Origin of the sequence: Cryptosporangium sp. NPDC051539, assembly GCF_044454545.1 — a bacterium.
Classification (GTDB): Bacteria; Actinomycetota; Actinomycetes; order Mycobacteriales; family Cryptosporangiaceae; genus Cryptosporangium.
This window is the reverse complement of sequence record NZ_JBITDV010000007.1, coordinates 56,831-81,322: the sequence shown is the minus strand read 5'-3', so window position 1 is coordinate 81,322 and position 24,492 is coordinate 56,831. Positions and strand designations below refer to the sequence as shown.

Annotated in this window: 23 protein-coding genes; 4 read left to right on the top strand and 19 right to left on the bottom strand. The window is 70.3% G+C overall.

The features are described from left to right. Positions 1-2: 2 nt before the first annotated feature. The 5 genes from ACIBZJ_RS22275 to ACIBZJ_RS22255 form a co-directional block, all read right to left on the bottom strand. Positions 3-1,256, bottom strand: coding sequence for an MFS transporter (locus ACIBZJ_RS22275; RefSeq protein WP_395932470.1), 1,254 nt, complete (start codon positions 1,254-1,256; stop codon positions 3-5). Continuing rightward, positions 1,253-3,046 (bottom strand): HEXXH motif domain-containing protein, encoded by a 1,794-nt coding sequence (locus ACIBZJ_RS22270; RefSeq protein ID WP_395932468.1) that lies wholly within the window; start codon positions 3,044-3,046, stop codon positions 1,253-1,255. Before ACIBZJ_RS22270 ends, ACIBZJ_RS22275 begins: the two co-directional genes overlap by 4 nt. Next, positions 3,043-4,287 (bottom strand): FxsB family cyclophane-forming radical SAM/SPASM peptide maturase, encoded by a 1,245-nt coding sequence (locus tag ACIBZJ_RS22265; protein WP_395932466.1) that lies wholly within the window; start codon positions 4,285-4,287, stop codon positions 3,043-3,045. The genes ACIBZJ_RS22270 and ACIBZJ_RS22265 overlap by 4 nt, the downstream gene beginning before the upstream one ends. A gap of 63 nt (positions 4,288-4,350) precedes the next feature. Beyond that, positions 4,351-4,482, bottom strand: a complete 132-nt coding sequence (locus ACIBZJ_RS22260) for a hypothetical protein (protein WP_395932464.1) — start codon at positions 4,480-4,482, stop codon at positions 4,351-4,353. Between the two features lie 52 nt (positions 4,483-4,534). Continuing rightward, a complete protein-coding gene (locus ACIBZJ_RS22255) occupies positions 4,535-4,666 on the bottom strand; it encodes a hypothetical protein (RefSeq protein WP_395932462.1) in 132 nt (43 codons plus the stop codon). Between the two features lie 208 nt (positions 4,667-4,874). Between ACIBZJ_RS22255 and ACIBZJ_RS22250 the strand changes: the two genes are divergently transcribed. Beyond that, positions 4,875-5,042: a hypothetical protein gene (locus ACIBZJ_RS22250; RefSeq protein ID WP_395932460.1), complete on the top strand. Its 168-nt coding sequence runs from the start codon at positions 4,875-4,877 to the stop codon at positions 5,040-5,042. A gap of 3 nt (positions 5,043-5,045) precedes the next feature. On the opposite strand, the gene ACIBZJ_RS22245 is transcribed toward ACIBZJ_RS22250, so the two are convergent. Genes ACIBZJ_RS22245 through dapE form a run of 4 tightly spaced genes read right to left on the bottom strand, consistent with a single transcriptional unit; the run spans position 5,046 to position 10,534 of the window. Next, positions 5,046-8,015 (bottom strand): BTAD domain-containing putative transcriptional regulator, encoded by a 2,970-nt coding sequence (locus ACIBZJ_RS22245; protein ID WP_395932458.1) that lies wholly within the window; start codon positions 8,013-8,015, stop codon positions 5,046-5,048. A gap of 46 nt (positions 8,016-8,061) precedes the next feature. Next, the gene (locus ACIBZJ_RS22240; RefSeq protein WP_395932456.1) at positions 8,062-8,661 is read right to left on the bottom strand and encodes a TIGR00730 family Rossman fold protein; all 600 of its coding nucleotides are present in this window, start codon (positions 8,659-8,661) and stop codon (positions 8,062-8,064) included. Then, on the bottom strand, positions 8,662-9,441 hold the full coding sequence (locus ACIBZJ_RS22235; RefSeq protein ID WP_395932454.1) for a TIGR00730 family Rossman fold protein: 780 nt from the start codon (positions 9,439-9,441) through the stop codon (positions 8,662-8,664). 31 nt (positions 9,442-9,472) lie between these two features. After that, on the bottom strand, positions 9,473-10,534 hold the full coding sequence (dapE, locus tag ACIBZJ_RS22230; protein WP_395932452.1) for a succinyl-diaminopimelate desuccinylase: 1,062 nt from the start codon (positions 10,532-10,534) through the stop codon (positions 9,473-9,475). 24 nt (positions 10,535-10,558) lie between these two features. On the opposite strand from dapE, the gene dapD reads away from it, so the two are divergent. Next, a complete protein-coding gene (gene dapD / locus ACIBZJ_RS22225; protein ID WP_395932450.1) occupies positions 10,559-11,542 on the top strand; it encodes a 2,3,4,5-tetrahydropyridine-2,6-dicarboxylate N-succinyltransferase in 984 nt (327 codons plus the stop codon). Positions 11,543-11,552: 10 nt separating this feature from the next. On the opposite strand, the gene dapC is transcribed toward dapD, so the two are convergent. Next, entirely contained in the window at positions 11,553-12,653 is a 1,101-nt protein-coding gene (gene dapC, locus ACIBZJ_RS22220) for a succinyldiaminopimelate transaminase (RefSeq protein ID WP_395933220.1), read from the bottom strand. Continuing rightward, positions 12,650-12,976, bottom strand: a complete 327-nt coding sequence (gene fdxA, locus ACIBZJ_RS22215) for a ferredoxin (RefSeq protein WP_395932448.1) — start codon at positions 12,974-12,976, stop codon at positions 12,650-12,652. The genes dapC and fdxA overlap by 4 nt, the downstream gene beginning before the upstream one ends. Before the next feature lie 119 nt (positions 12,977-13,095). On the opposite strand from fdxA, the gene ACIBZJ_RS22210 reads away from it, so the two are divergent. Continuing rightward, on the top strand, positions 13,096-14,049 hold the full coding sequence (locus tag ACIBZJ_RS22210) for a GNAT family N-acetyltransferase (RefSeq protein ID WP_395932446.1): 954 nt from the start codon (positions 13,096-13,098) through the stop codon (positions 14,047-14,049). On the opposite strand, the gene ACIBZJ_RS22205 is transcribed toward ACIBZJ_RS22210, so the two are convergent. Genes ACIBZJ_RS22205 through mshB form a run of 3 tightly spaced genes read right to left on the bottom strand, consistent with a single transcriptional unit; the run spans position 14,039 to position 15,798 of the window. Then, complete coding sequence (locus ACIBZJ_RS22205; protein WP_395932444.1) at positions 14,039-14,530, bottom strand: hypothetical protein; 492 nt, start codon at positions 14,528-14,530, stop codon at positions 14,039-14,041. The two genes, ACIBZJ_RS22210 and ACIBZJ_RS22205, sit on opposite strands and share 11 nt — an antisense overlap. 42 nt (positions 14,531-14,572) lie before the next feature. Continuing rightward, the gene (locus tag ACIBZJ_RS22200) at positions 14,573-14,950 is read right to left on the bottom strand and encodes a hypothetical protein (protein ID WP_395932443.1); all 378 of its coding nucleotides are present in this window, start codon (positions 14,948-14,950) and stop codon (positions 14,573-14,575) included. Beyond that, on the bottom strand, positions 14,947-15,798 hold the full coding sequence (mshB, locus tag ACIBZJ_RS22195) for an N-acetyl-1-D-myo-inositol-2-amino-2-deoxy-alpha-D-glucopyranoside deacetylase (RefSeq protein ID WP_395932441.1): 852 nt from the start codon (positions 15,796-15,798) through the stop codon (positions 14,947-14,949). The genes ACIBZJ_RS22200 and mshB overlap by 4 nt, the downstream gene beginning before the upstream one ends. Positions 15,799-15,850: 52 nt before the next feature. On the opposite strand from mshB, the gene ACIBZJ_RS22190 reads away from it, so the two are divergent. Beyond that, positions 15,851-17,944, top strand: coding sequence for a prolyl oligopeptidase family serine peptidase (locus ACIBZJ_RS22190; RefSeq protein ID WP_395932439.1), 2,094 nt, complete (start codon positions 15,851-15,853; stop codon positions 17,942-17,944). 157 nt (positions 17,945-18,101) lie between these two features. Here the strand turns inward: ACIBZJ_RS22190 and ACIBZJ_RS22185 are convergent, their stop codons facing one another. From ACIBZJ_RS22185 to ACIBZJ_RS22165, 5 genes are all read right to left on the bottom strand, one after another. Continuing rightward, the gene (locus ACIBZJ_RS22185) at positions 18,102-19,115 is read right to left on the bottom strand and encodes an ABC transporter ATP-binding protein (protein ID WP_395933217.1); all 1,014 of its coding nucleotides are present in this window, start codon (positions 19,113-19,115) and stop codon (positions 18,102-18,104) included. An 8-nt stretch (positions 19,116-19,123) separates the two neighbouring features. After that, on the bottom strand, positions 19,124-20,191 hold the full coding sequence (locus ACIBZJ_RS22180; protein ID WP_395932437.1) for an ABC transporter ATP-binding protein: 1,068 nt from the start codon (positions 20,189-20,191) through the stop codon (positions 19,124-19,126). Next, the gene (locus ACIBZJ_RS22175; RefSeq protein WP_395932435.1) at positions 20,188-21,177 is read right to left on the bottom strand and encodes an ABC transporter permease; all 990 of its coding nucleotides are present in this window, start codon (positions 21,175-21,177) and stop codon (positions 20,188-20,190) included. Before ACIBZJ_RS22175 ends, ACIBZJ_RS22180 begins: the two co-directional genes overlap by 4 nt. Positions 21,178-21,258: 81 nt before the next feature. Then, positions 21,259-23,001, bottom strand: coding sequence for an ABC transporter substrate-binding protein (locus ACIBZJ_RS22170; RefSeq protein ID WP_395932433.1), 1,743 nt, complete (start codon positions 22,999-23,001; stop codon positions 21,259-21,261). Between the two features lie 86 nt (positions 23,002-23,087). Beyond that, positions 23,088-24,167 carry an ABC transporter permease gene (locus ACIBZJ_RS22165; protein WP_395932431.1) on the bottom strand — a complete coding sequence of 360 codons (1,080 nt, stop codon included), beginning with the start codon at positions 24,165-24,167 and terminating at the stop codon, positions 23,088-23,090. Between the last annotated feature and the right edge of the window lie 325 nt (positions 24,168-24,492).

The window sequence follows — 24,492 nt, the reverse complement described above, 5'->3', positions numbered from 1 at the left end:
GCTCAGGCCGGCACCTGCTCCGGTACGGCCGGGGCACGTTCCGGCACCGCCGCCACTCCGACGTCCGCCGCCGGCATCCGGCCGAGCACCACGGTCAGCAGCGCCGCCCACGCCACTCCGCCCATCGTGAGCAGTCCCAAGGTCCACTGGGCGCCCACCGTCGGCAGCGCGTACCCGGCCACGAGAGCACCGACCGGCACCATGCACATCGAGACGAACCGGTCGACGCTGATGACCCGCCCGAGCAGATCGGGCGGCACCTCTCGAGCCTGGTAGTTCACCATCGCCACGTTCGTGTGCGCCGAGATCAACCCGAAGAGCACGAAGGCGGCGACCAGTGCGCCCGGCTGCGGCGCGGCCGTCAGACAGCCCGCGAACACCACCCAGGCCCAACCCAGAGCGACCAGTACCTGCCGGACGCTCCGGCCGCGCAGCGTCGTCGGCGCGATCCAGGCCCCGAGCACCCCGCCCGCTCCCCCGGCAGCCATCACGATCCCGATGACCCACCCGGAAATCCCCTGCTCGAGAGCCCGGGCGATCACCGTCAGACCTACCGCCTGCATGAGGAAGTTCTGCACGGTGTCGTGTGCGATCCCGAGGCGGACGACCCGCTGGCGGGCCACCCAGACCAGCCCGCCCCGCAGGTCCGCCGACAGCCCGGAGAACGTGCGGGTACCGGTTGCCCGGGGACCCCGCACCAGCCCGGCGAGTATCGCCGCGGCAATCCCCGACACCGCGTTGAGGACGAACGGCAGGATCTGCGCCAGGCCGAACAACAGTCCGCCCAGCGGACGCCCGAGCAGCGTCGCCAGGTGGAACCGCGCCTCGTTGCGTGCGATCGCGCCGGAGAGCGCCTCGGGAGGAACCAGCCGAGGGACGTACGAGGCCTCGGTCACCGAGTACAGCGTCGCGCAGGCGCCATCGACGAGCGCGACGATCGGCAGCATCCAGACCCACTCGTGGCCGGTCCCGAGCGCCAGCGGCAGACTCAGCGCGGCAACCCCCCGTACACCGGCGCTGACCACCAGAACCGTCCGCCGATCGAGCCGGTCGGCGAGGACCCCCGCGGGCAAGTACAGGATCGTCGCGGGCACCAGGGCCGCGAACACCACCCAGCCCGCGAGCACCGGCGACCCGGTCAGCGCCAGCGCGAGCAGCGGGTAGACGAAGACCGACCCGGCGCCGCCGAGCTGGGTCAGCGTCGTCCCGGTCCACAGCAGGTGAAAATCCCGGCGCCAGTTGGTCGGCGCGGTCATGGCCAAACCTCCGCGAGTCGCCGGGCCGTCTCGTACGGCGAGAGGCCGACCACCGCGTGCACCGCCGCGACCACCTCGGGACGGGTCCGGAGAAAGTCCGCGGCCGGCCCCGGACGGGTGATCCGGTAACAATGCACGAGACCGGCCCAGGCTTCCCACGACGCGCCGGTCTCCCACGATCCACCGGCGGCGATTTCCGCCTCGTAGATCGGCTCGGCCGCCTGGTAGTCGCCCACCAGGCACGCGAGATCGGCGTCGGAAACCGCCACCGGGTCGTCCACCGTCTCGGCACCGCTGCGCAGCCGCTCGTAGAAGTCCGGCCGGTCTACCGCCGCGTACATCAGCCGCAGCCGGGCGCTCCACACCTGGGTCCAGGGAACGGTCATCGCGCGGGCGTCGACCGGGGCGTCCAGCGGCGTCAACGGCTCGTCGCGCACGGCGTCCGCCAGCAATGCGATCTGGGCCGGAGTGAGCCGCATGTTCCGCAGCCGCCAGCCGATCCGGTGCTCGAAGCGAGCCGCGGCCGCGGCCGCCTCGGCGGAGCCGGGAACCGGTTCGGTACCCCACTGCGCCAATCGCCCCGAAATGACCGCGAGGAAGTCCCGTCCGAGGTCGGTGACCACGGACGCCCGCGCCAACTCGGCTGCGGCCTCCTCGGTCTGCTGACGCCAGCGAGTGAACTCGAGATGAGCCAGCGCCGCGGACTCCTCCGGGGCCGACCAGCGGTGGACCCTCCAGAAATCGGTCACGCCCAGGTGCGCGTACACGCCCTGCAGCACCGCGCCGAACGGACGTGGGTCGTCCCGCCAGGGCGCATAGAAGCGCTCGTCCGAGTCCCCTTCGTAGAGGGGACCGAGATCGAGCAGGGCCGAGAGTTTGTTGTGCTGGAACTCGTGGACCAGCGTGAGCGCGATCGCCCCGCCGTCAGCCGGCGGCGTCGTGACCACCGCGCCGAAGGCGTCCCCGACGGTCAGGCTCGAGCTGCTTCCGCCGCCGAGCGCGTCCAGCGGCACCACGCACTGCAAGCCGGCCCGGATGCCGTCCGCGTACTCCGGGTGATCGGCGCGCAGCATCGCCCACCCGTCGTCGAACGCCCGCTGCCAGGCTGCCCACTCCACCTCACCGAGCCGTGAGCTGAGCGTGAGGTGCGGCCCACAGGTCCGTGCGGGGTCCTGGTCGTCGAAAGCGACGTCGATCGGCGCTCCGTGGTCCGACCGCAACCGCCGGATCGGCACCCACGTGTCGGTCTGCTCGGAGAGATCCGCCGGGAGCGGAACATCCCGCTGTCCGTCGGTGATCCGGTGTCCCTCCAACCTCCAGGTGGACGCCGGACCGGCGGGCAGCAGACACGTGCCGAGCGTCGGGAGGAACACCTGCCCGGATTCGGTGACGGTCAGCCGGGCGGTAGCCCCGGTGCCTGCGCGCAGGACGGCCGCGGCGGCCAGCCCGGACAGGTATCCCGGTCCGGCGTGCGGAGCGCCGTCGGTCGCCCGCGCCGGGTCGAGCCGGCGAAGGCTGTCCGCCAGCCAGGCCCCGACGTGCGGGTAGAGCAGCAACGCGGTGACGATCCGCGGGTGACTCGCCTGGACGGCGCGCAGGGTGGCGTAGCTCTCGATGAGCAACCCCGACGGATCGGCGTCGCCGGCCTTCGCGACCAGCGCGCGCAGGCGACTGGTCCGAATTTTCAGCTGCCCGGAGTACAGCCGGCCGACCGACACCGCGGGTCCGGTTCCGGCGGCGAGGGCAGACGCCAGCTCTTCCACCGACGAAGCCCGAGTGGGTGCGCTCATGAGCGGGTCTCCTTCCGGGCGACGACGAGATCGACGCGAACGCGGTCTTTGACGTGCGTGATCAGCCGCATCAGGTCCGGGCAGTAGACCGACGGGTGACGGAAGCCGGAGCCCGCCCGGTAGCGATGCGGGTAGTCGCCGCCGCCGCAGACGTCGCGGAGCGAGCACGACCGACAGGCCGGGCCGAGCGCTTCGACGCCGATCTGCCTGGCGACGATCGAGGGGTGCAAGAGCGCGTCGTCCAGGGCGTTGGCGGCCACGGTCAGTCCGGTGTCGGGCCCTCCGGCGTAGGCGCTCTTCAGCGTGTCGACCTGTTGCAGGGTGCCGTCGGTCTCGACGACGAGCAGCCGGATCGGGCCGAGGCCGACGTGTTCGCTGGCAGCCGCGCGTCCGAGGAGCAGGCGGATGATCGCGCTGAACATCCGGACGCGCGGCGCGGGCCGGGCACCGGAGTACCAGTGGTCGAAGATCGGAATCAGCCAGTCGGCGTACGGCGTCGACGAGGGGTCCGGAGTCCGCCGCGGCGGCGGTGTCTCCCAGGTCCCGTGCGGAAGCAGGAAGTCCACCTTCGGCGGCCCCCAGCCGGCCATCTCCCGATAGGTCGCGAGCGGATCGTTGTCGACGTCGATCGTGCAGAGCAGACCACTGAACAGAGGCCGGTACTCGTCCGAGGTCAGCAGGCGCAGCCCCGCCGCGACCCGGTCGTAGCTGTCCCGGCCGTTCGCGTAGCGGCGGTGCCGGTTCTGCCCGGCCTCGTCCCCGTCCAGGCTCACGCCGATCCGGACGCCGTACTCGCCGAACAGGTCGAGGAATTCGCGGGTGAGCAGGATGCCGTTGGTCTGCACGCCGAACTCGACCCGGGTCGGCGCGGCGACCTCGCGGGCGAGCCGGATGAACCGGCGGATCGCGGTCGCCCCCGCCAGGAGCGGCTCCCCGCCGTGCAGCACTATCGAAACGACGTCGAGCTGGTGAGTCGCCGCGTGTTCGGCGATCCGGAAGCAGACCTGCTCCATCACCCGGTCCGACATGACCGCCGGCTGCGAGCGCCAACTCTGGTCGGCCATCTCGTACATGTAGCAGTAGTCGCACGCCAAATTGCATCTACTGTGCACCTTGACGACGAATTCACCGAACGGCTCCGGACGCCATCCGTCCCGGGTCAATGCACCGACGTCCAACAATTGGGCCGGCCATTCCTCGACCGGGCCCGAGGTAGGCATTTCCAACTCGATCGCAGCCATGTGCGTTCTCCTCGCCGGACGCGGAACCCGGCCCGGGCACTGGGCCCGGGCCGGGTCGGACGATCAGATGAAACTGCCGAACCCGTTCCACTGCAGCTCCCCGGCGACCTGCGCCTCGGCGTCGGTGACCTCACCCGCCAGCGCGTCCGGAAGGTCGGTCAGGTTCACTTCTTCGATGTTCTCGAGGTCCAGCATGTCGGTTCTCCTCCGTGTGAAAATGCACTGATTCCGGTTGGTGCACGAACGATCAGATACAGCTCAGGAATCCGTTCCACTGACTTTCTTCGGCGACCTGCGAGTCCAGTTCGATGAGTTCACAGGCGAGTCCGGCCGGGATCTTGTCCAAGCGGACGTATTCGACGAACTCCAGATCCAGCATTTCCTTCACCTCCTTCCGGGAGGTCGATGAGCAGCACTCTATTGACGAAAGCGTCACGGTGAACAGGTCCGGCGGGAATCCTGAAACGACCTGAAAGGCTCACGCCGAAAGCGGCGAAAACCCTGAAGAAATCCTGAAAGGCGGTCCGGCTTCCGATGGCTGCCGAGTCGACCTAGCCTGACGGGAGACCGCCTTGGATCGGAGCATCATGCCAACGTCCACGAAGCTGGCCCTCTCCGTACTGCTCGCCGTCCTCACCGCGTCGGCCACGTTCTTCCTCGTCAGTTCACCGGCCTCGGCGCTCCCGTGCCCCAACAAATGGAACCTCGACGACGGGGCGCCCACGCCGTCCCCCTCGGCCACCCCGAAGCCGTAGCGCTCAGGCGACCGAAGTCTCGGCCGGGCGGCGTAGCACCGACCGGGCATCACCCAGCACGGCAGTGGGGTCGCTGGTCGCGCCGGCCCGCACGGCCTCTCGTGCTCCCCGCTGGCCCAGCACCCGTTCACAGGCGGCCGCGACGCTCGCCCGGCGGGCGTCGTCGTACGGCGTCGGGGTCAGGCCCGCGGAGGTACGCACGGCGTCGGCGGCTCCCAGGAGCACGGCTGCGTCCCGGCTCGAGTTCTGCCGGGCGCAAACCGACGCCAGGACGTCCAGGTCATGGGCGATCGCCCAGGGGTGTCCGATCTCGGCGTGATGATCGAACGCGTCCTCCATCAGGTCCTCCGCGTCCGATCGGGCTCCGCGCCGGTGGACCGCGTCCGCGAGCAGCGTGGCTGCGCGGGCGGTCTGCTCGTCGTCCTCCTGGGCGCGGAAGACCTCGAGGGCCTCGGTGAGCAGCGCCTCGGCCTCCTGGTGGGCTCCCTCGTGCAGGCGCACTTCGGCGATCAGCAGACGCGCGTCGGCCCGGCCTCCTTCGTCCCCGGCCCGGCCGAAGTGCCCGGCGGCGTCGGCGGCCCAGCGTTCGGCCTGATCGGCCGCGCCGGCCGCGAGGTGGTTGTAAGCGACCGACAGCCCGCACCGACCGGCCGCCCAGGGCTCACCGCGGGCGGCCGCGAGCTGCCAGGCCTCGTCGGCCGCTTCCCGGGCCCGGTCGAGGTCACCCAGCTCGTGCGCGATGTCCGCCTGGTGCTGGAGCGCACGCATCCGCCCGGCGCTGTCGGCGAGCCGGTCGGCGGTCGCCTCCGCGGCCCGCGCGTACTCCAGCGCCTCCGGCAGGACCAGATACGACGCGATGACCGCCGCCGACAACTCGACGGCGAGCAGCTGGGCGGGTACGACGGCGGTGGTCTCCCCGGCTGCCGACAGCGCCCGGCGGTACCACTCCAGACCCGTCTGCGGCGTGTTCGACCACCACCAGCCCAACGCCGCGACCAGCGGTAAAGCGATGTCCAGCCGCCCTGCACGCAACGTGTCGTCGAGGGTGTGCCGGAGGTCCTGACGCATCCCGTCCAGCCGCCGTCGCCAAATCAGGCGGTCCGGGCCATGGCGTCCGGCGGCCGCGCGGTCGGCCAGGTCCCGCAGGTACACGGCGCGGCGTTCGTTGGCCTCCGCGGTCTCGCTCGTGCTCAGGATCGACCGGCCGAACTGCCGCACCGACTCCAGCATCCGGAATCGGCTCTCCCGGCCGGACACGTCGGCGACCAGCAGCGATGCGTCCACCAAACCGTGCAGCACGTCGATGACCGGCGCACCGGGCGGGGCCACCGCCTCGGCGGCGCGCAACGTGAACGAGTCCGAGAACACCGACAGCCGGGCGAACAGCGTGCGTTCGTCGGCGTCCAGCGGCGCTACGGCGGCCGCCACCGCGGAGACCAGCGAATCGTGGCGATCGTCCGGTCGGCGGGGCACCGAGCGGAGCATCTGGAGCTGGTCGCCGAGCCGCTCGGCCAGCTCGGCCGGGCTCAGGACCTGGGTCCGGCTGCCGGCCAGCTCCAGCGAGAGCGGAATCCCGTCGACGAGACGGCAGATCTCACCGACGGCCGGCGCCAGGTCGTCGGTCAGCACGAACGCCGGACGCAGCGCACGGGCCCGGGCGCAGAACAGCGCCACCGAGTCGACCCCGCCGATCTCGGCGGCGGTGACACCGTCGGCCGGCGGGACAGCCAGCGGTGACAGCCGGACCGTGGTCTCACCTCGCGCGTGCAGCGGACGCGTGCTGGTCGCGAGCACCCGGAGCGACCCGTCGGAGAGCAGGTCGTTCCAGAGGTCGGCGCACTCGGCCGCGACGTGCTCGCAGTTGTCGAGCACCAGCAGCGCCGAGCTCCCGACCAGCGAGTACCGGATCCGCTCCCGCGCGGATCGCCGGGCCACGGCCGCGGGCTGCGGTCCGCAGGCGTCGGCGACGGCGGTGCCGACATCGGCCGCGTCCGATACCGCGTCGAGCCGCACGACCAGCGGGTGAAGGCTCGTGCACCGCGCCATCACCTCGGCCGCCAGCCGGGACTTGCCGACGCCCGGCGGGCCGGTCAGCGTCACCAGCCCGGGTTCGGTGAGCAGGCCGAGCACCTGGGCGACCTCGATCTCCCGCCCGATCAGGTCACCGGAGACCCGCGGCGGCACTGGCCCGACCGGGCGCACGGCGACCGGATCCGGCCTGTCGTTCGTCAGAATGGCCTGGTAGCGGCGGGTGAGCCGGACACTGGGTTCCACCCCGCGCTCGGCGAACAGCCGGTCGCGGAACTCGGCGTACAGCGCGAGCGCCTCGGCCGGCCGGCCGTCGTTCGCCAGCGCGTGCATCAGGTGCCGGGTGAACTGCTCGTCCAGCGGGTGGGCCGCCACCAGCTCGGCCAGCTCCGCGACCAGGCCGGGGGTCCCCAGCGCCAGGTCGGCGCCGAAGCGGTCGGACAGCGCGCCGAGGCGGGCGGCGTCCAGACGGGCCGCGAACGCCGTGTGCAACGGCGACCCGAAGATGTCGGCGAGCGGAGCACCCTCCCACAGCAGCAGGGCCTCGGTGAGCGTGCTCAGCGCGGCCTCGTGCTCCCCGTTCCGACCGGCGGTCCGGGCCCGGCCGGCCAGCAGCTCGAAACGCAGCCAGTCCACCTGCTCGGGACGGCCGGAAAGCCGGTAGCCGCCCGGCAACCGATCGAGCTGGAACGGGTGCCCGGTCGTCTCCAAGGCTCTTCGGATGCCGGAGAGGTAGACCTGGACGGTATTGCGCGCGGTGGCCGGGTGCGCCTCGCCCCAGACGTCCGCGATCAGCTGGCCGACCGGCACCGTCTGGTTCAACCGCAGGCCGAGCGACGCCAGGACGATTCGGATCTTCCGGCCGCCGAGGCGGTGCTCGACCTCACGGGTGCGCAGGCCCACCGCGCCGAGCAGGCGCAGCGCGACGGAGTGGGGAACGGCCACGCCTCACATCGTCCACAACGGCCGGTGCCGGTGGGGGCAGTTGCGTCTATTCGGGCTGCACTCGCACCGGAGCAGACGGTCCGGCTTCGATTCGGGCGGTATGACGAAGTCCTTCGTCGATCGCGTCGAACGCGGCCGGTACCGTCTCGACGACGATCAGCAGCGCGAGCGCCTCCGGACGCACGAACGACGAACCGGCGAGCTCGTGCAGCCAGTTCAGTAACCCGTCGTAGAACCCGTCGGCGTTCAGCACCACGACCGGCTTGGCGTGCATGCCCAGCGATCGGGACGTCCAGACCTCGAACACCTCTTCGAGCGTCCCGATCCCGCCGGGGAGGCCGAGGAACGCGTCCGCACGGGCGTCCATGGCGGCCTTCCGCTCCCGCATGCCGGTCGTGAGGATCAGCTCGTCGGAGTCGAAATCCGCGATCTCCCGGCTGCTCAAGGCCTCCGGGATGACGCCGATCGTGCGTGCTCCCCCGGCCCGCGCCGCGGCCGCGACCGCGCCCATCATCGAGACCCGGCCGCCGCCGGACACCAGCGTGTGTCCCCGCCGGGCCAGCTCCACCCCGGCCTGACGCGCCAGCTCCACGAACGACGGCCCGATCGACGTCGAGGAAGCGCAGTAGACGCAGACCGCCGCCACTCAGGCCTCCACCGGGGCATCGTTGATGCCGGTGGCCTGGTCGGAAGTCAGCCGCTCGGCCGAGAGCACGGCCGCGACGGCCTCGTCGATATCGTCGGTGAGCTGGATCAGGTCGAGGTCCTGCTCGGAGATCTTGCCGTCGGCCAGCATGGTCGCGCGCAGCCAGTCGACGAGCCCGCCCCAGTACTTCGTCCCGATCAGGACGACCGGGAACCGGGTCACCTTGCGGGTCTGCACCAGCGTGAGCGCCTCGAACAATTCGTCGAGCGTGCCGAACCCGCCGGGGAGGACGCAGAACGCCTGGGCGTACTTGACGAACATCGTCTTGCGGGCGAAGAAATACCGGAAGTCGACCCCGACGTCGACCCACTTGTTCATCGACTGCTCGAACGGCAGCTCGATGCCGAGCCCGACGCTGACCCCGCCGGCCTGGCTGGCGCCCTTGTTCGCGGCCTCCATCGTGCCCGGGCCGCCGCCGGTGATCACCGCGAAGCCGGCCTCGACCAGCGCGCGTGCCAGCCGCTCGGCCAGCTCGTAATCGGGGTGCCCGACGGGCGTGCGGGCCGAGCCGAACACGCTGACCGCCGGGCCGAGCTCGGCGAGCGCACCGAACCCCTCGACGAACTCGCTCTGGATCCGCAGCACCCGCCAGGTGTCCGAGTGGATGAAATCCGCCCGGCCGCTGCGGTTGTCGAGCAGACGCTGGTCGGTGGTGCTCGACGGCACCTGCTTGCGGCGGAGCGTGACCGGTCCACGCTGGTGTTCGGGGCTACTGCTCATGCCCGTCACCGTATCCCGCAGGCGGTGAACGTCAGTGGGCAGTGAGGTATCGGCGCAGCGCAGCCGCGGCGTCGGTGATCTGCCGGACGTCGACGTACTCCCCGGCCTGGTGGGCCAGGCCGGGGTCGCCGGGGCCGAAGTTCACCGCCGGGACGCCGAGCGTCGCGAACCGGGCCACGTCGGTCCAACCCAGTTTCGCCTGTACCGGCGCCTCCAGTGCCGCGATGAAGCTCTCGGCCGCCGGTGAGTTCAGGCCGGGCAGCGCACCGGGCGCGGAGTCGGTGACCTCGACGTCGAACCCGTCGAACACCTCGCGGACGTGCCGCTCGGCGTCGGCCTCCGACCGGTCCGGGGCGAAGCGGTAGTTGACGACGACGTCGCAGCGGTCCGGGATCACGTTGCCGGCCACTCCGCCCTCGATGCCGACCGCGTTCAGCCCCTCGCGGTAGACGCAGCCGTCGATGTCGACGGTCCTGGCCTCGTACGTGGTGAGCCGGTCGAGCACGCTCGCCGCCGCATGGATCGCGTTGACGCCGAACCAGCTCCGGGCCGAGTGCGCCCGCTTGCCGTGCGTCGTCACCCGGGCTCGCAGGGTGCCCTGACAGCCGCCCTCGACCGTCCCGCCGGTCGGCTCGAGCAGCACCGCGAAGTCGGCGGCCAGCCACTCGGGGTGGTTCCGGCCGACCCGGCCGAGCCCGTTCCTGACCGCTTCGACCTCTTCGTTGTCGTAGAGGACCAGCGTGAGGTCGAACACCGGATCCTCGACGGTCGCGGCCAGGTGCAGCAGCACCGCGACGCCACTCTTCATGTCCGACGTGCCGCAGCCGTAGAGCAGATCACCGTCGCGCCGGGAGGGGACGTTGCCGACGATCGGCACCGTGTCGAGGTGGCCGGCCAGCACGATCCGGTGGGACTTCCCGAGGTCGGTGCGGGCGACGATCGTGTCGCCGTCGCGGTCCACGCCGAAGCCGTCGAGCGCGCGCAACGCGACTTCCACCTCGTCGGCGAGCGGCTTTTCGGTACCCGAGACCGAAGGGAAGTCGACCAGGGTGGTCGTGAGCGCGATCGGGTCACCGGCGAGGTCCAACGTCATGGCGCCACGCTAGCGCTCGATAGGGTGACGTCCGTGACGAGCATTTGGGGTGTGGGCCTCGCGACCGAGTTCGCCGGGCAGATTCTGGACGTGTGGTTTCCCGCCGGGAAGTTGGGATCGGGCGAACCGGGGGTACCACAGACAGGCCCCGGCGTCGTGCGGCTCGACAAGGCCCAGGGAGAGACCGTTCTCGGCCCCGAACTGGCCGGGGCGGTTGGGCCCGACGCGCTGCGCGGCGTCGAGGTCTTCGCCGTGTCGGTCGTCACCGACCCGGACGCCGCCCCGGTGGACGCCGCCGACGTGTACCTGCGCCTCCACCTGCTGTCGCACCGGCTGGTGAAGCCGCACGGCGTGAACCTCGACGGGATCTTCGGGCACCTGGCGAACGTGGCCTGGACCTCCGCCGGGCCGGTGGCGGTCGCGGCGGTGGAAGACGTCAGGGCGCGGGCCCGGGCCTCCCGGACGCACTTCGAGGTGTACGGCGTCGACAAGTTCCCGCGGATGACCGACTACGTGGTCCCGTCCGGCGTCCGGATCGCCGACGCCGACCGGGTACGGCTCGGTGCGCACCTCGCGTCCGGCACGACCGTGATGCACGAGGGCTTCGTCAACTTCAACGCGGGCACGCTCGGGTCGTCGATGGTCGAAGGCCGGATCTCGGCCGGCGTCGTGGTGGGCGACGGCTCCGACGTCGGTGGCGGCGCGTCGATCATGGGGACGCTGTCGGGAGGCGGCACGACCGTGATCTCGATCGGCGAGCGGTGCCTGCTCGGGGCCAACTCGGGGCTGGGCATCCCGCTCGGCGACGACTCCGTGGTGGAGGCCGGTACCTACATCACGGCCGGGTCGAAAGTGACGCTGCCCGACGGGAGCGTCGTGAAGGCGGCGGCGCTGGCCGGTGCGGACGGCATCCTCTTCCGGCGCAACTCGCTGACCGGCGCACTCGAGGCCGTACCCCGGGCCGGGCGTTCCTGGGGCGGCCTGAACGAGGCCCTGCACGCGAACTGAACGGATGCCCTCAGGCTCCGAGCCGTTTCACCGCCGCCGCCACCCGCTCGTCGGTGGCGGTGAGCGCCACCCGGACGTGCTGGGCGCCGGTGGGGCCGTAGAACGCCCCCGGCGCCACCAGGATCCCCCGGTCGGCCAGCCAGGCCACGGTGTCCCAGCAGGGCTCACCGCGGGTGGCCCACAGGTAGAGGCCGGCTTCGGAGTGGTCGATGCGGAAGCCCGCGGAAACCAACGCCTCCCGCAACACGGTGCGGCGGGCCGCGTAGCGCGCACGCTGCTCGGCGACGTGCTCCACGTCACCGAGCGCCGCCACCATCGCGGCCTGCACCGGCCCGGGCACGATCATCCCGCCGTGCTTGCGCACCGCGAGCAACTCGCCGACGATCGCCGGGTCGCCGGCGACGAACCCGGCCCGGTAGCCGGCCAGGTTCGAGCGCTTCGAGAGCGAGTGCACCGCGATCAGCCCGGTGACGTCGCCGTCGCTCACCTCGTCGGACAGGACGGAGACCGGCTCGACGTCCCAGCCCAGTTCCAGGTAGCACTCGTCGGAGATCACGATCGTGCCCCGCTCGCGCGCCCAGGCCACGACCTTGCGCAGGTGCGGGACGCCGAGCACCCGCCCGGTCGGGTTCGACGGCGAGTTCACCCAGATCGCGGCGACCCGCCCCGGACCGGCCGCGGTCGTCGCGTCGGAGCGCAGGCCGACGGCGCCCGCCAGCCGGATGCCCACGTCGTAGGTGGGGTAGGCCAGCTCGGGAAAGAGCACGGTGTCGGACGGCCCGAGGCCGAGCAGCGTCGGCGCCCAGGCGACGAGCTCCTTCGACCCGATCGTCGGCAGTACGCCGACCGTCGCCGAGCAGGCGAGCCGCTGCGCCACCCAGGCCGACATCGCGGCCCGCAGCGCCGGAGTTCCCGCCGTCAGCGGGTAACCCGGTGCGTCCGCCGCCGCGACCAGCGCGTCGCGCACGACCGCGGGCGTCGGGTCGACGGGTGTTCCGATCGAGAGGTCGACGATGCCGTCCGGGTGCTCCCGGGCCCGCTTCCCGAAGGGCGCCAGCGTGTCCCAGGGAAAGTCGGGCAGCGACGCGGAACGGCTGGGCCGGCCGCTCAGTGCTCAGCCTCCTGCGGCGGGAGCGCGGCCACCAGCGGAGCGTCGTGCTTGATCAGCCCGAGCTTGGACGCGCCACCCGGGGAACCGATCTCGTCGAAGAAGACGACGTTGGCGTTGTAGTACTCGCGCCATTCTTCCTTCACGTCGTCCTCGTAGAAGATCGCCTCGACCGGGCACACCGGCTCGCAGGCACCGCAGTCGACGCACTCGTCGGGGTGGATGTAGAGCATCCGCTCCCCCTCGTAGATGCAGTCGACGGGGCACTCCTCGATGCACGCCTTGTCCTTGACATCGACACAGGGCTCGGCGATGACGTACGTCACGTAGGTAGTCCTTCCAGGCGCGGTGGCGGCTTGCTTCGGATCATTACTGCAGTGCAGTGCCGCCGTTGCGAGATCTAGTATCGCTGGCTGCGGAACCTGATGCAGAGGTGGGTCTTGGGATGTCACTCCGCCCGACCGATGTCGGTCACCGCGTCGTCGTACGCCGGATCCTCGGCGAGGAGAACGACGGTCGGCGTGAGTTCGGCGACCTTCTCGGGGAGCTTATCGAGCTCGACCCGGATCGCCAGCGGGTGGTGGTGAGAACCGCGGCGGGCGACGTCGCCGTGGCCGTGGCCGACGTGGTGGCGGCGAAACGGGTGCCGCCGAAGCCCGTGCCCCGGATCGACGCGCTGGAGCTGGAGCGGATCGCCGCACTCGGGTGGCGAGGCCTGGACACCGCGACGCTCGGCGGCTGGCAGTTGCGGGCCGCGGGCGGGTGGACGGGACGCGCGAACTCCGTGCTTCCGCTCGGCGACCCCGGCGTCCCGCTCGACACCGCGCTCGACACCGTCCGGGCCTGGTACGCCGAACGCGGCCTCGAACCCACGATCCAGCTCCCGCTCCCCGCCCGCGACGACCTCCGCGAGCAACTCGAAGACCGCGGCTGGACCGACCGCTGGGGCGCGCTGGTGCTGGTCGCGAGCGTGCCCGCGCTCCGGGCCGCCCGCCTGGCGGTCCCCGGCCTGCCCCCGGTCACCGTCGACGACGACCCGGACGCCGCCTGGCTGGCCGGCTACCAGTACCGGGGCCGGCCGATCCCCGACGTCGCCGTCGAGGTGCTGCGGACCGCGGACGCTCCGGGCTTCGCCTCCGTGCGGGAGAACGGCGTCCCGCTCGCGATCTGCCGGACCGTGCTCGACGAGGGCTGGCTCGGGATCACCGCGGTCGAGGTCGACCCTGCGCACCGCAGACGCGGGCTGGCCACCCACCTGCTGGCCGGCGTACTCGACCGCACCGACGCCCGGGCCGTCTACCTGCAGGTCGACCCCGGCAACACGATCGCCGTAGCGCTCTACCGAAAGCTGGGCTTCCGGCAGCACCACACCTACCGCTACTACCGCCCTACCGTTTGACCGGCTTGGTCCGGGCCTTGCCAGGGCGCTTGGCGTTGGCCGGGAGCTTGACCTGGGACGCGTAGGCACCCCAGGCACGGCTCTTCGGGTCGACGCCGAACGCCACCGCCAGCAGCCCCCCGAGCGCGGCCCCGACCAGCAGGACGCCCACGCACACCACGAGCTGGAGCAGCCACTGGCCCGGCCCGTCGACGAACGGCGTCCCACCGGAAATGAACGGGCCGACGAGCGTCACCAGGAGCGACGTGACGACGATGTCGAAGAACAGGTCACCGGAGGTGACCGCGGGAAGGAACCGCCGGGCGGTCAGGAACGCGGCGACCGCGAGCACGACTCCCATCCCGGCCAGCGACACGATGCCGGTCCGGAGCTCGGTGTCTTCACTCGTTCCACTCGCGATCCGCAGCACGATCCGTGCGCCGAAATTGACCGCCACCAGCACCGCGACGACCACGCCGACGCGGGTCCACCTGTTCTGCATCCTCGGAACGTTAGGACATCCGCGCCAGGCCGGTCCGGGTCCTCAGGAAATTCTGCGTGCGGTACTCGTGACGAACGCCGCAATCGTGACGATGATCGCGGCCATGCCGATCAGCAGCAGCCCGTAACCGACCCAGTTGCCCACTACCGGCAGGTCGCCCTCGGACGTCTTCGACGACAGCGTCAGCATCACGCCGAACCAGGCCAGCGCCGGGATCCCGGTCAGCAGCGTCACTCCGGAGCCGTATCCGGTGACCCAGATCCCGGCGACGATGCCGGCCACCGTGATCACCCAGCTGATCGGGATCGGGGTCGTACCGATCGCGAACGGCGTCAGGAACGCGGCGAGGATCGCGGTGACCGCGATCAGCACGGTGCCGACGAACACCGCGGAGATCCGCAACACCCAGTCCGGGTTCACTCCGCGACCCCCGCGAACAGATCGTCTTCCCATTCGCCGCCGGTGCCGGCCTCGCCCACGGCCCGGATGAAGTACTCGACGCCGACCGGTTCGACCCCGAGGTTCTCCGCGAGCACGTGCAGCCACGTCCCGGGGTCGACCTGGGTCGCGTGCGCCCGCATCGCGGCCTGCTTGGCCGGCGCGAACGCGGACGCGTCGATCCGGGCCCCCAGCTTCTCGTCCGGCGTGACGAACGGCAGCGCGTCGACGTCGCGGACCCCGGCGAACGGGTTCTCCTTCGAGGTCGCGAACTGCTCGATGCCCCGGGCCAGCAGTGAGCGCGGCTCCGACGGCCAGTAGACCTTCTCCACTCGCCACTCGTCCGCGGCGAGTTCGAGGGCCCGCATCGTCACGCGGTGGGCCTGGATGTGGTCCGGATGGCCGTACAGGCCGTCCGGGTCGTAGGTGATCACGACCTGCGGCCGGACCTCGCGCACCACCTCGGCCAGCTCGGATGCGGCCTCGTCGACGGAGGCCCGCCAGAACGCGCGCGGGTGGTCGTTCTGCGGGGTGCCGATCATGCCGCTGTCGCGGTAGCGACCGGTACCGCCGAGAAACCGCTGGTCGGTGACGCCGAGCGCCTCCAGGGCCCGGCCCAGCTCGCCGATCCGGTACCCGCCCAGCTGGTCGGCCCGGTCTGCCGCCAGCCCGGCCAGCGACGGCACCAGGATCTCGCCCTCCTCGCCGAGAGTGCAGGTGACGAGCGTGACGTGCGCGCCTTCGGCCGCGTACCGGGCCATCGTCGCGCCGCAGGTGATCGTCTCGTCGTCCGGGTGTGCGTGCACGAGCAGGAGGCGGCGGGCGGTCATGGGTTCAAGGGTACGGCCGGGGCCGTCCAGGCCCTTTGGCACTATGGACCGGGTGAACTCGCAGACGACGTCGTTCCCCCGTCTGGCCGCGCGCACCCGCACCTTCACGCTCGGGGCGCCGCGCACCGTTGCCGTGTCGGGCGACGGCGAGCGCGTCGTGTTCCTCCGATCCTCCGGCCCGACCGATCCCGTGCACGCGCTCTGGGTGTACGACGTCGGGTCCGGCACCGAGCGGGTGGTCGCCGATCCGCGCGCGTTCCGTGACTCCGGTGACTCCGACGACGAAGACCTCCCGCCCGAGGAGAAGGCGCTGCGCGAGCGGCGTCGCGAGGCCGGCGGCGGCATCGTCTCGTACGCCACCGACGAGGACACCCGCACGGTGGTGTTCACGCTCGGCGGCAAGCTGTTCCGGATCGGTCTGCTGCCCGGCGACGAGCCCACCCCGGTGGAGCTGCCGGTGGCCGGGCCGGTGCTCGACCCGCGTCCGTCCCCGACCGGCGAGCGGGTCGCGTACGTCACCGGCGGCGCACTGCACGTGCTGGAGCGGCTCGACGAGACCTGGACCGACCGCACGCTGATCGCCGAGGACGGCGTCTCCTGGGGCGTCGCCGAATTCGCCGCGGCCGAGGAGATGAACCGGTTCCGCGGCTACTGGTGGTCGCCGGACTCCTCGCGCATCCTCGCCGCCCGGGTCGACGAGTCCCCGGTGCAGACCTGGTACATCGCCGACCCGGCGCAGCCCGGCCGCAAGCCGACGGAAATCCGCTACCCCCGGGCCGGCAGCCCCAACGCGTCCGTCAGCCTGCACGTGCTTCCGCTGGCAGGCGACCGGCTCGACCTCGCCTGGGACACCGCGGCCTACCCCTACCTGGTCACCGGCGGCTGGGACGACAGCGGCTGCCCGCTGTTCACGGTGATGGACCGCCGTCAGTCGACGGCGCTGGTCCTCGGCGCCGACCCCGATACCGGCGAGCTCACCACGCACTCGTCGCTGTCCGGTGCACCCTGGCTGGAGCTTCTGCCGGGAACCCCGGCGATGCTGGGCGACGGCCGTCTGGTGCTCGGTTCCTCCGACGGTGACGCCCGGCAGCTCACCGTCGGCGGCTCGCGGGTGACTCCGGCGGGTCTGTACGTGCGCCGGTACGTCGGTCAGGAGGGCGACGATTTCCTGGTCGAAGGCACCGAGGACGCCCCGGAGCAGAACCACGTGTACCGGGTGGGCCCGGACGGTACGGCGCGGCGGCTCACCGAGGGCGTCGGCTGGTTCAGCTCGGTGTCCGGCGGCGCGACGACCGTCGAGATCCGGCGCACGCTCGACACCGTCGGGGTCCGTTACACGATCGGGGCCCACACGCTCGAGTCCTCGGCCGCGGTGCCGCCGTTCGTGGCGGCGCCGGTGCTGACCCGGGTCACCGACCGGCGGCTGCCCGCGGCCGTGCTCTACCCCCGTGACCACGTGCCCGGCACCCGGCTGCCGGTGCTGATGGACCCGTACGGCGGGCCGCACCACCAGGAGGTGATGGCGGCCGGGACGATGTGGCTCGAGCCGCAGTGGTGGGCCGACCAGGGGTTCGCGGTCGTGGTCGTCGACGGGCGAGGGACACCCGGCGTGTCGCCGTCGTTCGAGCAGGCGATCCGGTTCGACCTCGCGACCGCGGTGCTCGACGACCAGGTCGACGGTCTGCTGGCGGTGGCGAAGGACCACCCGGACCTGGATCTGGGACGGGTCGGTATCCGGGGCTGGTCGTTCGGCGGCTACCTGGCGGCGCTCGCCGTGCTGCGGCGGCCGGACGTGTTCCACGCCGGGATCGCCGGTGCGCCGGTGACCGACTGGATGCTGTACGACACGTTCTACACCGAGCGGTACCTGGGACTGCCGTCCGAACAGCCGGAGGCGTACAGCCGGTCGTCGCTGATCCCGGACGCCGGGAAGCTGTCCCGGCCGCTGATGATCGTGCACGGCCTCGCGGACGACAACGTCGTGGCCGCGCACACGCTGCAGCTCTCCTCCGCGCTGCTGGCGGCCGGCCGCCCCCACGAGGTGCTGCCCCTGACCGGCATCACCCACATGGCGACGGACGAGTCGGTCAAGGAAAACCTGCTCCTGCTACAGCTCGACTTCCTCCACCGCTCACTGGCGCCGTAGCCGCAACCGAAAAGGCCCCCGCCGCCGCGGGGGCCTTTCGTCCTGACCTGGAGCCCGCCCAGGGCAGCGCTGCCGACCGGGCGCGTACACGCCGCGTACAAGCTAGTACTCAAGTGGTCGCGCCCGCTCGGCAGCGTTGTCCTGGGCGGGCCGCCCACTAGGTCTCGGGGAAGTGGCAGGCGGCTTGGCTGCCGCCGTTCTTGATCGTGAGAAGCGGGACCTCGGTGGCGCACTTGTCCTGGGCTTTCCAGCAGCGGGTGCGGAACCGGCAGCCGGACGGCGGGTCCAGCGGCGTCGGCACGTCACCGGCGAGCCGGATCCGCTTGGAGTCGGCGTTACCGAGCTTCGTCACGTCCGGCACCGCCGACAGCAACGCCCGGGTGTACGGGTGCGACGGCCGCTCGTAGATCGCCTCGCGCTCGCCGATCTCGACGATCTTCCCGAGGTACATCACCGCGATCCGCTGCGAGAAGTGCCGCACCACCGCGAGGTCGTGCGCGATGAACAGGAACGCCAGGTCCAGCTCGCTCTGCAGCTTCCGCAGCAGGTTGATGATCTGCGCCTGGATCGACACGTCCAGCGCCGAGACCGGCTCGTCCGCGACGATGAACCGCGGCTGCACGACCAGGGCCCGCGCGATCCCGATCCGCTGCCGCTGCCCGCCGGAGAACTCGTGCGGGTACCGGTTGTAGTGCTCCGGGTTGAGGCCGACGATCTCGAGCATCTCCTGGACGCGCTTCTTGCGGCCGCCCGGCGGATCGATCCCGTTGACGTTCAACGGCATCTCGATGATCCGGCCGACCGTGTGCCGCGGGTTCAGCGACGAGTACGGGTCCTGGAAGATGATCTGCATGTCCTGGCGCAGCTGGGTCAGCGACCGCCCGTGCGCCTTGGTCACGTCCTTGCCTTCGAACGTGATCGAGCCCCCCGACGACTCGAGCAGCCGGATCACCATCCGGCCGGTCGTGGTCTTGCCGCAGCCCGACTCGCCGACCAGCCCGAGGGTCTCACCGGCCGACACGTCGAAGTCGACGCCGTCGACCGCGCGCACGACCGCCTTCTCGCCGAACAGGCCGCCGGTCACCGGGTAGTGCTTCGTGAGACCACGGACGCTCAGCAGCGCGTCTTTCGCCGGTTTCGACTCCTCGGCCGGTTTCTCGGCCACGCCCACGTTCTCGCTCACAGCGCCACCCCTGCCTCAGCGACGTCCCGCTGGTAGATCTCGCGCCGGCGGTCCGCCGGCAGGTGGCACGCCACCGCGTGCCCGGCGTCGTCCAGCACCGGCAGCAGCTCGGGCACGTCGGTGAACGAGCGGTCGCCGTTCTGGCCGGCGTACGGGCAGCGCGGGTGGAACGCGCACCCGGAGGGCCGGTTCAGCAGGCTGGGCGGGCTGCCCTTGATCGGCACCAGGTCTGCTTCCGCGTCCCCGTGCAGCGACGGCACCGAGTTCAGCAGACCCCACGTGTACGGGTGCTGCGGACGCCGGAGCACCTGCTCGACCGAGCCCGTCTCGACGGCGCGCCCGGCGTACATGACCAGGACGTCGTCCGCGATCTGGCTGATCACGCCGAGGTCGTGCGTGATGATGATGATCGCCGAGTGGAACTCACGCTGCAGATCCTCGAGCAGGTCCAGGATCTGCGCCTGCACGGTCACGTCGAGCGCGGTCGTCGGCTCGTCCGCGATCAGCAGGTCGGGGTCGTTCACCAGGGCCATCGCGATCATCGCGCGCTGACGCATACCGCCGGAGAACTCGTGCGGGTAGCTGTCGACGCGGCGGTCCGGCCGCGGGATGCCGACCCGGTCGAGCATGTCGACCGCGCGCTTGCGGGCGACTTTCTTCGACGCACCCGGGTGGTGGATCTGGTACGCCTCGACGATCTGGCGCCCGACCGTGTAGTACGGGTGCAGTGCCGAGAGCGGGTCCTGGAAGATCATCGCCATCGTCTGACCGCGGAGCTTCCGGATCTGCTCGTCCGGGCAGCCGACGATCTCGTTGCCGCCCACCCGGATGTGCCCGGTGATCTCGGCGCGATGCGCGTCGTGCAGGCCCATGATCGACATGCTGGTGACCGACTTGCCGGACCCGGACTCGCCCACGATGCCGAGCGTCTGTCCACGCCGGACGCCGAACGACACCCCGTCGACGGCACGCACCACGCCGTCCATCGTCCGGAAGCTCACCTTGAGGTCTTCGACCTCCAGGTAGTCCGCTGAAGAGTCGGTGTCAGCTTCGTTGTTGCTCATCCGAGCCTCACCCGCGGGTCGATATACGCGTAGAGCCAGTCGACGATGACGTTCGTCAGGATGATGAAGAACGCGGCCAGCAGCACCGTGGCCATGACGACGGGCAGGTTGAGTTGGCGGGCCGCCTCGGCCGCGGTGAAGCCCAGCCCGGGCATACCGAACACGTTCTCGGTGATCACCGCACCACCGAGCGAGACGCCCAGGTCGAGACCGAAGATCGTGACGATCGGCGTGATGCCGGCCCGCAGCGCGTGGCGCAGGTAGACCTGGCGGGACGGGAGTCCCTTCGCCCGAGCGGTCCGGACGAAGTCCTCGGACAGCGTCTCGAGCATCTGCGCGCGGGTGAGCCGGGCGTAGATCGCCGAGTTCAGGAACGCGAGCGTCGTCCAGGGCAGGATCATCCCCAGGAACCAGTCACCGACGTTCTCGAACGGGCTCGTGTACGTCGGCGTCGGTAGCCATTTCAAGGTGTAGACGAACAACACCTGCAGCAGCAGGCCGACGAAGTAGATCTGCAGCGAAGCACCGGCCAGCGAGAACCCGATCGCCGAACGGTCGATCCAGGTACCCCGGCGCAACGCCGAGACGAAGCCCAGCGAGACGCCCAGCAGTGCCCAGAGCACGGCACCACCGACCACGATCGAGATCGTCACCGGAAGAGCGCGTCCGACGATGCTGGTCACGGCCTCGCTACTACGGAAGGACCAGCCCAGGCAGGGAGCGTTGCACTCGATCGCGGTGTCACCGGAGCCGATCGTCCGGCCGGCGACGATGCCCTTCATGTACTCGCCGTACTGCACATAGATCGGACGATCGAGACCCAACTGCTTCTCGATGTTCTGAACCTGGGCAGGACGACAGTCCCGTCCGCACTGCAGTTCGGCCGGGCTGGTCGGAACCGCGAAGAACATTGCGAAGGTCAGGATGCTCACGCCGAACAACGTCAGCAGCGCGAGCGATCCTCGCCGGAGGATGAACCGGACCACGAGCCTCTCCCACCAGGGAATTCGACCCGATCCGGCCGACCGCCGCAGGGGCGGCCGACCGGATCAGCGGGTTGGTACTACTTACTTCACGTACAGGTTGTTCAGACCCGAGTTGCCGTACGGCGCGCTCAGGTAGATGCCGCCGATCTTCGAGCCGTACAGGGTCGTCTGCTTGTCGTAGATGACCGGGATGGCCGGCGCGAGGCGGGTCATGATGTCCTTGTCCAGCGCGGCCCAGGCCTTGTCGGCCTCGGTCAGGTCGGACAGCTTCAGGATCCGGTCGATCTCCGCGTTGGTCTTCGGGTCGTTCAGGTACGCGGTGTTGTTGTTGCCCTCGGGCGTGATCCGCTTACCGTCCCAGAGCGGCGGGATGACCGTGCCGGCTCCCGGCCAGTCCGAACCCCAGCCGTACATGTACATGTCGAACTGGTTGTTCTTCTTGCCGATGACTGTGTAGTACTGGTCCTCGTCGATCGGCTGGATGTTCAGGTTGACGCCGACCTGCTTGAAGCTGCTGCGCAGGAACGCGGCGATCGCCTGGTTGCGCTCGGTGTTGCGGTAGCCGTAGGTCAGCGTGATCGTCTTGCCACCCAGCAGTTCCTTGGCCTTCGCGACGTTGCCCGTCGGGCCACCGTCGTAGGCGTTGTACTTCTCGTAGCCCGACGTCGTCGGCGAGAGCAGCGTCGTGCCCGGGTCACCGGCGTAGGAGCCCCAGACCTTCAGCAGGCCCTGGCGGTCGATCGCGTAGTTCAACGCCTGCCGGACCTTGACGTCCGTCACCCGCTGGGTGTTGAAGTTGAACTGCCAGACGAACTGGTCCGGGCCGGTGAGGATCCGGTCCTTGGCCTGCGAAACGGCCTTCGGGTACACGCTGGCCGGGATCGTCATGTCCTGGAACGTCAGACCCGTCTGCGCCGTGCCGGCGTCGGAGATCAGCAGCTCGCTGGCCTGCTCCGCGGTCCGGGTGAAGTCGACGACGTAGGAGTCCGGGTAGTCGTGACGCGCCGGGTCGGTCTTCGGGTCCCAGTACTGGTTACGGACCAGCACCATCTTCTGGGTCCGCTGGTACGTCTGGATCTTGTACGGACCGGACGAGAACGGCCGGTTGTCGTACTGGATCTTCGTGTCCCGAGCCTGCGGCACCGGCGCCGTGGTCGACAGCGCGGCCGCGAACGGAGTGTCCGCGTGCGGCTCCGGGAAGTTGAAGATGATCGTCTTGTCGTCCGGCACCTGGGTGTTCGGCGGAATCAGCGCGCCACCGTTGTACGGACCCTTGTACGTCTTGTTGTAGTCCGGGTCGCCGGACAGCCACTGCGCCCACCAGTGCGGGCCGTTGGGCAGGTCGGGGCTGAACGACCGGGAGATGCCGTACGCGACGTCCTTCGCCGTGATCGGCGTGCCGTCCTCGTACTTCAGCCCGTCCTTCAGCGTGAACTTCCAGGTCTTACCGCCGTTGGACTCCTCGCCGGTGTTCGTGGCGAGGTCACCGACGACCTCCAGCTTGCCGTCCCCGTTCTCGCGGTACGTCGTGAGCGACCGGTAGAGCAGGTTCGTACCGGTGGTCTGCGCCGGGACGACGTAGTTCTGCTGCGGGTCGATGTGCTCGAAGTCCCCGCTGGTGTAGATCGTTACGGTGCCGCCCTTCTTGGCACCGGGTACCGCCGGAGCTGGTCCGTCGGAGTTCTCCGCGAGGGTGGCGGTCTGCTTCGACGCCTTGGTGTCATCTCCGGTGGAATTGTTCTCACCGGTGTTCTTGCTGCAACCGGCAGCGGCAAGCACCACTGCGAGGATGCCGACGCTCAGCGTACGTACTGGTCGTCGCACGAGTACCTCTCTTTCCATTGGGCACACCACTGAGCGTCCGAAGATCGTCCGCCGCGCGGAGGGTGGGTTTTGCCCGTAACGACCGGTCATCGCGCAGACCGGGGATCAAGCGCATCGCGCAGCGAGTCTCCGAAGAGGTTGAACGCCAGCACGAGCAAGAACAGAGCGATGCCAGGGAAGAACGCGTACGCCGGGTCGGCGGACACGAAGCTGGTCGAGCGGAAGATCATCCGCCCCCAGTCCGGCACCGGTTCGGTGACGCCGATACCGAGGAAAGACAGTGCCGCCTCGGTGGTCACGTACTGCGGAACCGCCAGCGAGAACGTCACCAGGATCGGCGCCCAGAGGTTCGGGAGCAACTGACGGAAAATGATGTGCCTGGTCCCCGCGCCGGCCGCGCGGGCGGCGTCGACGAACTCCCGTTCGCGCAGCGAGAGAACCTGACCGCGGACGAGCCGGCTGGTGCTCATCCAGCCGAACGTCACCAGCACTCCGACGACGACGTAGATCCGTGATTCCACACTCGGTTGTTTCTGCACGGAACCGGTGATCAACGTGTTGATGATCGGAATAGCGGCAAGCGAGAAGATGATGAACGGAAACGCCAGCAACAGGTCGGTGATCCAGCTGATCACCGAGTCGACCCAGCCGCCCAGGAAACCCGAGACCAGGCCCATGATCACGCCGACGATGGTGCTGAACAGAGCCGCCGCGAGGGCGATCCCGAGCGAAGTACGGGCACCGAAGACCAGCTGCACGAAGATGTCGCGGCCGAGCTGCGGTTCGAGGCCGAACCAGTGGTCGCCACCGACGCCGCCGAGGTAGCCGAGCGGGTAGCCCAGCGAGTCGAGCTGGTCCTGGAAGAGCTGGTCCTTGTTAATTCCGTAGGCAGACACGATGAGGTCTGCGAAGATCGCCACCAGGACGAAGAACACCAGTACAACGGCACTGGCAACCGCGATCTTGTCGCGGCGCAGGCGCGCCCAGGCGATCTGGCCGGGCGAGCGTCCCTCGATCTTGGGCGCGTCACCTCGGCCGATGTCGCCAGGCTCGTCGCCGGAAGCAGGCGCGAGCACGGCCTCCGTGTCGAGCGGCAGGACGGGGCCTGGGCCACTGAGGCTGCCCGCTGCCTCCGTCGCGGATCGATCGCCGCCGACAGTGCTCATCGCTGGCGTCTCCTTCCTTGCCGTAGCGGCCCACACCGGACGTGGAACGACCTATGTGAGACAGCGTCCTCCGAAGGACGCGGCTGCGCAGACGACCCGCGTAGGTCGTCCCTGTTGTGACGTGCACATGCCGATCTGCGCCGCCCCGCCGAAAAGCTACGCGAATGTTCATAACGGCGAGGCGGCATGTGCCCACAATCGTGTAACAGCTCAATCACGAGCGCTGCGCCGACGCGACAGTGGGTAGCTCTACGTCCACGGATTCGGCCGAAGTATCAATTCGCTAACGAGAACGAGCCCGGCCGCTCTCGCAGCCGGGCTCGAT